General features: G+C 32.8%; 10 protein-coding genes. 3 read left to right on the top strand and 7 right to left on the bottom strand.

Translation table 11 applies throughout. The annotated features are described in order from the left end of the window. Positions 1-79 precede the first annotated feature (79 nt). Positions 80-709 carry a M15 family metallopeptidase gene (locus Q0L65_RS01805; protein WP_296682767.1) on the top strand — a complete coding sequence of 210 codons (630 nt, stop codon included), beginning with the start codon at positions 80-82 and terminating at the stop codon, positions 707-709. A gap of 409 nt (positions 710-1118) precedes the next feature. On the opposite strand, the gene Q0L65_RS01800 is transcribed toward Q0L65_RS01805, so the two are convergent. From Q0L65_RS01800 to Q0L65_RS01790, 3 genes are read right to left on the bottom strand one after another with little or no spacing between them, the layout of a single operon-like run. Further along, positions 1119-1685 (bottom strand): hypothetical protein, encoded by a 567-nt coding sequence (locus Q0L65_RS01800; RefSeq protein WP_296682765.1) that lies wholly within the window; start codon positions 1683-1685, stop codon positions 1119-1121. A 2-nt stretch (positions 1686-1687) separates the two neighbouring features. Then, positions 1688-2869 (bottom strand): class I SAM-dependent methyltransferase, encoded by a 1182-nt coding sequence (locus Q0L65_RS01795; RefSeq protein ID WP_296682763.1) that lies wholly within the window; start codon positions 2867-2869, stop codon positions 1688-1690. Between the two features lie 2 nt (positions 2870-2871). Next, positions 2872-3963, bottom strand: coding sequence for an AI-2E family transporter (locus Q0L65_RS01790; protein ID WP_296682762.1), 1092 nt, complete (start codon positions 3961-3963; stop codon positions 2872-2874). On the opposite strand from Q0L65_RS01790, the gene Q0L65_RS01785 reads away from it, so the two are divergent. Further along, positions 3896-4039, top strand: coding sequence for a hypothetical protein (locus Q0L65_RS01785; protein WP_296682784.1), 144 nt, complete (start codon positions 3896-3898; stop codon positions 4037-4039). The two genes, Q0L65_RS01790 and Q0L65_RS01785, sit on opposite strands and share 68 nt — an antisense overlap. 1 nt (position 4040) lies before the next feature. Here the strand turns inward: Q0L65_RS01785 and Q0L65_RS01780 are convergent, their stop codons facing one another. The 4 genes from Q0L65_RS01780 to tsaD are packed head-to-tail and all read right to left on the bottom strand — an operon-like array spanning position 4041 to position 6931. Beyond that, a complete protein-coding gene (locus tag Q0L65_RS01780; RefSeq protein WP_296682760.1) occupies positions 4041-4550 on the bottom strand; it encodes a TrmH family RNA methyltransferase in 510 nt (169 codons plus the stop codon). Continuing rightward, positions 4550-5188 (bottom strand): DUF4159 domain-containing protein, encoded by a 639-nt coding sequence (locus tag Q0L65_RS01775; RefSeq protein ID WP_296682758.1) that lies wholly within the window; start codon positions 5186-5188, stop codon positions 4550-4552. The genes Q0L65_RS01780 and Q0L65_RS01775 overlap by 1 nt, the downstream gene beginning before the upstream one ends. Before the next feature lie 8 nt (positions 5189-5196). After that, entirely contained in the window at positions 5197-5904 is a 708-nt protein-coding gene (locus tag Q0L65_RS01770; protein WP_296682754.1) for a 16S rRNA (uracil(1498)-N(3))-methyltransferase, read from the bottom strand. 4 nt (positions 5905-5908) lie between these two features. After that, entirely contained in the window at positions 5909-6931 is a 1023-nt protein-coding gene (tsaD, locus tag Q0L65_RS01765) for a tRNA (adenosine(37)-N6)-threonylcarbamoyltransferase complex transferase subunit TsaD (protein ID WP_296682752.1), read from the bottom strand. 199 nt (positions 6932-7130) lie between these two features. On the opposite strand from tsaD, the gene Q0L65_RS01760 reads away from it, so the two are divergent. Next, the gene (locus Q0L65_RS01760) at positions 7131-11555 is read left to right on the top strand and encodes a translocation/assembly module TamB domain-containing protein (RefSeq protein ID WP_296682750.1); all 4425 of its coding nucleotides are present in this window, start codon (positions 7131-7133) and stop codon (positions 11553-11555) included. Positions 11556-11714: the final 159 nt, after the last annotated feature.

Raw genomic sequence — 11714 nt, 5'->3', positions numbered from 1 at the left:
AATTCAAATTTAATAGAACTGGCACTAAAGAGTCAAAAAAAAGAAATACTTTTAACAGATAATTATAGAAAATAAAGCGATGCGATTGCGATTATCTTTTTTACTACTGGTTTTCTTTACAACGACTACTTTGCTAAAAGCGCAGCGGGTAGCAGTGGTTTCGGACACTACTTTTGTCAATTTAAAAGACTATAACGCTGATTTTGTGTATGACATGAAATATGCTACTACGGACAATTTTTTGAAAGCCAAAGTTTATGATTGTGCCGAATGTTTTTTGCGTTTAAAAACCGTAAAAGCTTTGGTAAAAGCCAATAAGGAATTTATTCGAAAAGGCTACCGAATCCAACTATTTGATTGTTACCGTCCTTTGGATATTCAAAAAAGAATGTGGCAAATTGTTTCTAATCCGGAATATGTAGCCGACCCAGCTAAAGGTTCCATACATAATAGAGGAGGAGCGGTTGATATTACTTTAGTAGATAGCAAAGGTGTGGCATTGGATATGGGAACTTCATTTGATTTCTTTGGCCCCGAAGCGGGTCATAATTACCAAAATCTCTCTAATGAGGTGAAGCAAAATAGGGTATTCCTGAAACAAATCATGCAAGAAAACGGCTTTGTCTCTTTTGATTCGGAATGGTGGCATTATAATTTGCTCAATGCTTCAAAAGATAAAGTTTCTAATACCAAATGGGAATGCGAGTGATTTTCGGTATTGAATCATTGAACTTTGTTTTAACCACATAGAAACATAGACTTGATGGTTTTACAAAGATGGGGATAGACGTTTTACTATTCACATAGCTATGTAAAAAAATAGTACTGCTTAATACGATTAACCCGTTGAGTGTAATTATCAAAAACGTCAGTTCGAGTGTTTTTTGAGTAATGAAATGAAGCAAAAAATGTATCGAGAACCGTTTTTGATGATAAATTTTCTTGTTCTCGATACGATTTTCTGGCGAAAATCACTCGAACTGACGAAAATTTACAATCTAAAAAACAATTTCACCCAATGGGTTACTATTAGTTCTATGTCCCGTCCAGACGTTTCGGGATGTGGTAAAAAATCAGCGAATCTGTGGTAGATTTAATTAGAAATAATTATATTAATTTTATTTCGCACAGTCAATGTTTTGTATGAAGTAAGTTTCAGGCTCGTACACTTCATTATTCAACTCGGATGTGAATTGTTTTTTGAGTACATAATCTTCCGTATCAGTTAGGTATTTAATACGCATCATCGATACCGGTGATTTTTTTAATTCCTCAAAACTATCTTTCATAAACATAAAAGTTCCAGGCGTGAGACGATTATCAAATCCTTTGTCATCACGTAGCATGGTTCCGCAGTTTTCTTGATCAGTGTGAATTAGAGTTACTACTTTTCCATTGTTTAATTGTAAAAATAATTTCGAATTTTTATCGAAACAATTGGCTTTTATAAATCCTTTGCTTTTTTGAATCAATTGAACGTTCAACAAAGGCATTCCATCGGCTACAGCCAAAGAAAAGAAGATATAACTTGACGTACCTGCAAAGTTTTTCTCGGCAATCATATATTCTTTGGTAGATTTATAGGTGCCAATAGAATCAGTTACATCAGTAGTGTATTCGCACGGTTTTTGTGCGAATGATTGCAAACTGAATAAGAATATAGCGATAGCAAGTACGTGTTTCATGATTATTTTATTTTGGCGCAAATTAAAACTATTTTATCATTATTCATATCGGTTGTGAAAAAACAATACGAATTACCTCCCTCTTTAATCTTCCATTTTTTCCGAATACTATCTACTGTTTCAGGAAAGTTCCGAGTAGTAATGTTGCATTTGGAATTTTCTAAATGAGTTTTGAGTTCTTTTTTGGCATAAGGAATGCTTTCTTGAATTTCAAAAACGCGTCCAGGAAAATCATTTAATTCATTGGAGGTGTACAAATGAGAATGTCTGTGCAGTTTGTTCAATTGGTAAGCAGTGCTAACTTCATTAAAACCGCCTGATTTCATAATGGCGCTATTGGGTTCGTATAAATAGCGTTGCGGTAGTGAATAATTGGCTTCGGTGTCTTCTTCGTTGAGTTGGAATTCAAAAGTAGCAATAGTTTCTTTAGTAAGATTAGCCGTTTTGATGGTAATTGCACCCGAATAGTTTTTGTGCAATTCCCAAAGCAATTCTTTTACTTCGTTTTCCAAAGCTACAATATGGATTGTTTTCACATTTTGTAGTTCGGATAGTCCAGCGGCAATATCCAACAACGGCGCTGTTTTAATTAAAATAGCATCTGATTTTTCAAAATAGAAATCTAAATTCTCAGGTACATTAGGCAAGCAATCTTTTAGCATAAAAACTTTGCCTTTGGCATCATTACGTCGAGAAGGATCAATGTACATCCAATCCCATTTTATGAAAGTTGATTCTAAAGTAGCTAAGCTATCTCCAACAATGCAGTCAATATTGGCAACCCCTAATTGGTTGAAATTATGTTTGACAATTTCTGATAAATCCGAATTGATTTCGCAATGCGTGACATTTTTAAATTTTTTAGCAAAGTAAAAATCATCCACGCCAAAACCACCTGTCAAATCAATAAGGCTATCTCCCTCGATAAGATTCGATTTGTATTCGGCCGTTTTTTCTGACGAAGTTTGCTCCACAGAAATCTTAGAAGGGTAAATAATAGTAGCGGTCTTGAACCAAGTAGGTAATTTATCTTTTGCTTTTGCCTTGGCTTCAATTTGGTTTAAAATAGTTATCCATGCCACTTCTGGAAAAGGATTTTTTTGAAGCGCTAATTTTGAAATGGAAACGCCAATTTGTTCTTGAATAAATTCCTGTATTCTAGGATTTAAAATAGGTAAATCCAAGATTAGATGTTTTTAGTTAATAATTGAATCACCACATTTTTTGGAAAAAATTCTTTCCCAATTACTTTTAAAATAGTGTACAAAGGCACGGCTATTACCATTCCTAATATTCCAGAGAGGAAACCTGCGATTAAAATTACTAAGAATATTTCTAATGGATGAGAACTTACACTTTTAGAAAAAATAAAAGGTTGTGATAAATTATTGTCAATGAGTTGTACAATCCAAAATCCAATTAGAATATAAATTGTAGTAGGCAAAGTGTCTGTTTGAAAATCATTACCTAAATGACTTATCATAGTTAGGACAGCAGCTAAAATGGATGCGATTAAAGGACCTATGTACGGGATGATATTTAAAACCGCACATAAAAAAGCGATGATAACAGCATCAGAAATTCCGAAAATGGATAAGACAATCAGGTACAAAACAAAAACAATACTGAGTTGCAATAATAACCCAATAAAGTAACGAGATAATAAATGATTGATTTTATCAAGGGAATTAATTATAGGTTCTTCGTGGCTGTCTGGAATTAATTTTTTTAGTGTTTCGATAAAGTGAACTTTGTCTTTTAAAAAGAAAAAAGTAATAAAAAATACCGAAGCCAGTCCCACACCAAAGCTACTAATAGTATCAATCACAGTATTCAATAATTCTGGAATAAAATGGAAATTAATTTTAGAAATGATATTGGCTTCTTTTAAAATTTTGGTAGAATCTAAATTGTGATTATCGAGGAAAACCGCAATTTGATTGATTAACTCGTTGATATTTTGTTCTATTTGAGCGGTATTGAGTAGAGACAAGTTTTCACTTTGAGATAATATCAAAGGGATAAAAAGTGAAATGAATCCGATGATAAGGAGAAAGAATAAAACTAATGTGCTTATGGTAGCTACAATATTGGGGAATCGCAAACGAGTTTTTAAAAAACTCATGATGGGTTTCCCAATTAAGGTAAGAATTAAAGATACTATAAGATAAATGAGTACGGATTGTATTTGATATAAGAAATAAAGAGAAATGGCTATAACAACCAAAGTTCCAATGGATCTTAAAATTCCGTTAGCAATAGTTTTAGATGAAATCATTTCAAAAGGGATTTATGTTATAAAGATAGAAAAAGATTCAAAAGAAGCAATTGATACGGTTCTAAAACGCTACTAAATTATTCCTTATTCAATTTATTTGTAATTTCATACAAGGCAATACTTGTAGCTTGAACTACATTCATACTGCTGTTATTTCCATACATAGTGATATGAGTAATTTGGTTTGCAATGGATAATAGTGATTCGTTAATACCGGCTATTTCACTTCCAATTAGCAAGGCAATTTTTTGGTTTTTGTTCACAATTACTTCGTTAATAGGCGAACTCGTTTCGGCTATTTCTAAAGCAATAATTTCGTACTTGTTTTTCAATAAATAATCAATCGCGCTTTCCGTTTCTTCAATAATGGTATGAGGTACTTGTAAATGAGTACTTCGAGAAGTTTTGTTTATTTTTCTGGGAGTCAAAGGAATGTCTTTCCCAATGAAAATAATTTTCTCGATACCAAAAGCTTCTCCAATTCGAAATAGCGATCCTATATTTTGTTGAAAATAAATATGGTCACAAACTAAGGTAATAGGGAAGTTTTTCTTTTCGAAAGAAGTATTTTCGTGAGTAAGTTGCATTAATTATTGAAAATATAATTGATAATATTAGCACCCATTTTTAGTGCTTTTTGGCGTACTTCAATAGGATCGTTGTGTACTTCGGCATCTTCCCAACCATCTCCTAAATCACATTCAAAAGTATACAATAACACCAATCGGTTTTTTATAAAAATTCCAAAGGCTTGTGGTCGCTTATTATCGTGTTCGTGAATTTTAGGCAAACCATTTGGGAAAGAAAACGGTTTTTGAAAAATGGGGTGATTGGCTGGAATTTCAACTAATTCATTTGATGGAAATAGTTTTTTTATGGCTTTCCGAATGTATTCGTTCATTCCGTAATTGTCATCAATGTGTAGAAATCCTCCTGAGTTCAAGTAATTTCTCAGGTTGGTTTCTTCTTCGGGATTGAAAACTACATTTCCGTGACCCGTCATGTGGATATAAGGGTAACTAAAAATATCTGGGCTACTTGGTTCAACTGTAGCCGGTTTTGATTTAATTTTCGTCTGAATAGTGCTATTACAAAAACGAATTAAATTGGGTAACGAAGTAGGGTTCGCATACCAATCGCCTCCTCCGTGGTATTTTACCAAGGCAATTTCCTGAGCGAAGCATTGAAAAGACAGGAATAACAATAAGAAATTGATTTTGCTCATAGTCTATTTTATTTCTCATTAAAAAACACCACACTATGACAGGCTACTACAGCGGCCGTTTCAGTGCGGAGTCTTGTGTTACCTAAAGACACAGGAATGTAATTCTGCTCCAATGCCAATGCAATTTCTTTTTCGGAAAAATCACCTTCAGGACCAATTAATACAGTAACATCTGTGTTCGATTGTAAAACAGATTTTAGTGTTTTTTTATCTGTTTCTTCACAATGTGCAATCAGTTGCAGTCCTTTGTTTTTGTGTTTCATGAATTCTTTAAACGAAATAGTAGGATTTAGTTTAGGTAAATACAATTCGTTAGACTGTTTCATTGCTGAAAGAATAATTTTCTCAAAACGCTCGATGTTGATTACTTTTCTTTCGGAACGATCACAAATGATAGGAGTGATTTCTTGAATACCAATTTCGGTTGCTTTTTCCAAAAACCATTCGTATCGGTCATTCATTTTGGTTGGTGCTACGACTAAATGCAATTGAAATGGAGCAGCAGCTGCTTTTTCAAAGGACACCATTTGAACCGTACATTTCGAATCGGAAGCTAATACAATTTCGGTTTTAAATAAAAATCCTAAACCATTAGTTACAAATAAAATATCGCCGTCTTTCTTACGTAATACTTTAATGATGTGTTTGCTTTCTTCTCTGTCGAAAGAAAAGGTTTCAGTGGCTTCGTTTATAGTAGCATTATAAAATAATTGCATAATTTTAGAATTGAATTCGTGCTTTCGAAACTACCGATGAAGTTTCGAAATGTTCCGATAAAAACTTTTGATAACCTACAATTCCAATCATTGCAGCATTATCGGTGGTGTATTCAAATTTAGGAATAAAGGTCTTCCATCCGTATTTTTTTTCAGTTTCTTTTAGGGTGTTGCGTATTCCGGAATTGGCCGAAACACCGCCACCAATGGCAATTTGTTTAATTCCAGTTTCGTTGACCGCTAATTTCAATTTGTCCATTAAAATTTCAATAATGGTGTGTTGAATGGAAGCGCAAATGTCATTGATGTTTTCATCAATGAAGTTCGGATTTTCTAGTTTTTTCTTTTGAATGAAATACAAAATAGCGGTTTTTAATCCCGAAAAACTAAAATCCAAACCGGGTACTTTAGGTTTGGTAAAAGGGAATGCTTTAGGGTTTCCTAATTGTGCATATTTGTCTACCAAAGGTCCGCCAGGATAGGGTAGCCCGAGTATTTTGGCACTTTTATCAAAAGCTTCGCCAACAGCATCGTCAGTGGTTTCGCCAATAATGGTCATGTCAAAAAAACCATCAACACGAACGATTTGCGTATGCCCCCCGCTAATGGTTAACGCTAAAAAAGGAAATTCAGGTTTGTCAAATCCTTCTTCGTCAATAAAATGCGCTAAAATGTGGGCGTGCATGTGATTGACTGCGATTAACGGAATTTGCAATGCCAATGCCATTGATTTAGCAAAAGAACTGCCTACTAACAAAGATCCCATTAAACCTGGGCCTTGTGTAAAAGCAATTGCAGACAACTGTTCTTTTTGTATATTTGCTTTTCGCAGCGCAGCATCAATCACCGGAACTATATTTTGTTGGTGAGCTCTTGAAGCTAGTTCAGGAACTACACCGCCATATTGATTGTGAATCAATTGATTGGCAACAACATTAGACAGTACTTTATCGTTATGTAAAACGGCTGCTGCAGTATCGTCGCAAGAACTTTCGATGGCAAGAATAAAAACCTCGGAATTTTGCATAAAAAAGCGCGAATTTTAAATTATATTTGGCGTTCTGTATCTGTTGAACAGCGGAGCCAAAATTAAAGAATTTTTATTTAAAGCGTCTTCTTTGGGAAGGCAAATTAGAATTTCAAAAAATTAAATTGTAAGCCGTATCAAAAACGCCAAAAAAATAGTATCGTATTCGCTAATTGGATTCATCCTCTTTTTGCTGATTATGGGCATTGCGCTGAGCTTGCCTGTGGTGCAAACGAGTATTGCTAAGTACGTTATGACTACGGTTAATAAAGACTTTGGAACCGATATTACGATAGATGAGGTTGCTATTTCTCCTTTTGGCGGAGTGAAATTCAAAAATGTATTGATTAGAGATCATCATCAAGATACTTTAATTTACACGGGCCGAATCAAAACTTCTATTTTAGATGGGAAAAAATTGCTTGATGGTGATTTAATTTTTAGTGATTTACATCTGGACGAGGTGTTATTTAATCTAAAAACCTACAAAAAAGAAAAATTAACCAATATCGATGTTTTTATTAATGCCTTTGGACAAGGGAAACCGTCTAAAAAACATTTTTTATTGACTGCCAAAGACGCTCAAATCACCAAAGGGCATTTCATTCTCACGGATGAAAATAGAGTAGTACCTAAGGATGTCGATTTCACCAAACTAAATATTCAACTGTCCGATTTCAAATTGTACGGCCCCGATGTGAATACCAATATTCTAAAAATGTCATTTTTAGATCATCGTGGGGTATATGTAAAAAAATTAAGTGGAATTTTTAGTTATACCAAAAAGCAAATCAAATTAACCAAGTTAGAAGCATTAACTAAAGAAAACTCGGAGATAAAAGCAAATGTCGCTCTGAATTATAAGATTGAAGATTTTGCGGATTTCAATAATAAAGTACAATTTGATGTTCAATTGGCCTCGTCTACTTTGGCCTCGAATGATATTCGTTGTTTTTACAAAGAATTAGGCAAAAACCAATTTTTTTATACCAAAGCCAATTTATTAGGAACACTGAATAATTTAAAAGTTAGTCAATTGAATTTGGTGGATTCTAAAAAGAGTAAAATGATTGGAGCGATCCGATTTAAAAACTTGTTTCATAGAAATGGTCAGGAATTCTACATGAAAGGAAAGTTTAGCACACTTTCGTCAAGTTATGAAGATCTAGTGACTTTGTTGCCCAATGTATTAGGAAAGACATTGCCTACTAATTTGAAAAAACTAGGCAAATTCAATTTAGTTGGTAAAACAGAATTGACCACAAAAGATATTGATGCGAACTTTACAATGACTACTGCTTTAGGAAATGTAAAATCAAATTTTGTGATGCATTCTATTGATTTTATTGATAAAGCATCTTATGTTGGGAATGTCGTCTTGGATAATTTTGACTTAGGAACCTTTGTGTCTGAAAAAGATTTGGGAAAAATTAGTTTGAATTTAGCTATTGATGGGATAGGTTTTACCGAGAAATATTTGAACACACAAATTAAGGGTGCTATTTCTCAAATGGATTATAATAACTATTCCTATCATAATTTAGAGGTAAATGGAAATTTTAAAATGCCTATTTACCAGGGGAAAGTATCAATAAACGACCCTAATTTGAATTTGAGTTTTGATGGTTTGGTTGATTGGACAAAAAAAGACAGTCGATTTGATTTTCATATTGGTATTGCCAATGCTAATCTGTATCAATTAAAGTTTGCTAATGATGCAACCTCTTTATTGAAAGGAGATATTGTAGTGCAAGTGGCAGGAAATACGATAGATAATTTACAAGGAGATGTGTTTGTAAACCAAACTACATATACTAATTCTAAATCAACTTATTTCTTTACTAATTTTAAAGTTAATTCTAGTTTTGACGAAAATAAAATCAGAACGATAACGGTAAATTCTCCAGATATTGTTGAAGGAAAAATTGAGGGTAAATACAAATTCAATCAATTACGAAAATTAGTTGAAAATTCATTAGGTAGTCTTTATACCAATTACAAGCCGAATAAGGTAGAAAAGGGGCAATTTTTAAATTTTGATTTTTCGATCAATAATAAAATTGTAGAAGTGCTTTTTCCTGAAATTTCTATTGAAACCAATACTGTTGTAAAAGGGAAAATTAATTCGGATAAAAATGAATTTAAACTCAACTTTAATTCACCTCAGATTATTGCCGCTAAGAACACTTTTGATAATGTTAGGATTAATGTAGACAATAAAAATCCATTGTATAATGCATACATCGAGTTGGATTCTATTAAATCGAAGTATTATAAAATACGTGATTTTAGCTTGATTAATGTGACAATGAAAGACTCTTTGTTTTTTCGTACGGAGTTTAAAGGGGGAGCTAAAGGAGAAGATTATTTTAATTTGAATCTATACCACACGATTAATAAAGACAAGAAAAATGTTGTGGGGATTAGTAAATCAGAAGTGAAATTCAAGGATTATTTATGGTTTTTGAATGAGAATGACACCCCAGACAATCGCATTGTTTTCGATAAAGGGTTGAGGGAATTCGCAATTGAAGATATTGTTTTGTCTCACGAACATCAAAGAATTGAATTGCTTGGGATGATAAGAGGTAATTCGTATAAGGATTTGAAATTGAACTTTAAGGATGTGAATTTGAATAAAATTACTCCTGAAGATGAATTGTTTGTTTTTGATGGAAATATTAACGGATCGGTCAATTTTAAACAAGATAAAGCAGTCTATCGCCCGACAGCTTCTTTAGTAATAGATCACTTGAATCTCAATAAAACAAATTTAGGTACTCTTGAACTGGATATTGAAGGAGACGAGAGCTTGTCAAAATTTGCTATCAATTCTGCTATTATAGATAATGATTTTGAATCATTTAATGCTAGTGGAAATCTTATCGTTCAAAACAATGAAACGTTATTGGATTTAAGGTTAAAACTAGATCAATTTAAGTTAGCCACTTTAGATCCAATTGGAGGTGAAGTATTGTCAAACATTAGAGGGATGGTTTCCGGCAACGCAACAGTTCAAGGGAATATAAATAAACCAGAGATAAATGGTCGACTTTACCTGGACAAAGCCGGTATGAGTGTTCCTTATTTGGGAGTTGATTATTTTTTGATGGATAAAACAATTGTAGATTTAACTGATGAGAAGTTTTTGTTTAGGAATAATCTTTTAACTGATTCAAAATTTGCTACCAAGGGTGTTTTAAACGGAACAATAGAACATAATAATTTTTCAGATTGGAAATTAGACTTAGGAATATCTTCTAAAAGATTATTGGCATTAGATACTAAAGACACTGAAGATGCTGCTTATTTTGGAACGGCATTTATTAATGGAGTAGCCACTATAAAAGGGCCTACTAATAGTCTTTTTATTAATGTTGATGCGAAATCTGAAAAAGGAACTTCAATTAAGATTCCAATTAATAATGCAGAGAGTGTAAGTGATAACGTATTTTTGCATTTTATTACTCCAAGGGAAAAATTTAATTTACAAAAGGGTATAGTAGAAAAAGTACGTGATTATAATGGCTTAGAGTTAGAGTTTGATTTTAATATTACACCAGATGCGGAGGTAGAAGTAATATTAGATCGAAATTCAGGACATGGTATGAAAGGGAAAGGGAATGGTTCGCTACTATTTAAAATTAATACCCTTGGAAAATTTAATATGTGGGGAGATTTTCAGGCGTATGAAGGAACTTATAATTTTAGAACAACAGGAATTAATAAGCGATTTTCTGTAAAAAAAGGCGGTTCAATCTCCTGGGACGGAAATCCGTTAAAAGCACAATTGAATTTGGAAGCTGTTTATAAAACCACCGCAAACCCTTCATTGTTAATTGATAATTCATCTTTTAATAAAAAGGTTCCTGTTGAGGTGGTCATAGGTATTAAAGGCGATTTAATGAGTCCGGAACCCGATTTTAATATAGATTTTCCAACGGTAACTAGTGTGTTAAAATCTGAGATTCAAACTAAATTGTATGATAAAGAAGTACGCCAGACACAGGCGTTGTATTTATTGTCAACTGGGAGTTTTTTAAGTGCTGAAGGAATGAGTCAAAGTGACTTATCGGGAAGTTTATTTGAAACCGCCACAGGTTTGTTAGGTAACGTTATTAAATCAGAAGACGAGAAGTTTAATTTAGGAATTAATGTGGTAGGAGCAGACAGGCGATTAGGTAAAGAAACTGATGGTCGTTTTGAAGCTTCTATTTCGTCAAAAATTAATGAGAGAATTACTTTTAATGGCAAATTAGGAGTGCCTTTTGGAGGCTTAAACCAAACTGCATTTATAGGTAATGTAGAGTTGCTTTGGCGTGTAAACGATGATGGGACATTAAATTTACGATTTTTTAATAAAGAAAATGATATTAATTATATTGGTCAAGGCATAGGGTATACCCAAGGTGCAGGTATTACTTATGAAGTTGATTTTGATACCTTTAAAGAATTGGTACAAAAAATATTCAAGAAACAACGTATAATTCAAACTATTCCAGCAGAATACTTAGATCAAGATTCAGAAATGGCACCTGATTTTATTCGATTTTCAAATTCGAAAAAGTCAAATAAAGAAGTGCCTAAAAAAAATCAGGAGGCAGTAATTCCAGAAGAAGATTAAATATAATTTTGTAAAGAATTTGCTAATTATCAAATTGTAACTATTTTATTGATTTTTTTTAAAAAATAATTATTTTTATTGCTTTTTTGAAAACTTATTAACGAAAACGTTTGAATTTACAATGGTTTTCTAATTAATTAAAAACATCGCTTTGAAACT

The organism is Flavobacterium sp. (assembly GCF_024642105.1).
In the GTDB taxonomy this organism is placed as follows: Bacteria; Bacteroidota; Bacteroidia; order Flavobacteriales; family Flavobacteriaceae; genus Flavobacterium.
Note: the sequence above shows the minus strand (reverse complement) of the source record. Positions and strands in the feature narration are given on the sequence as shown.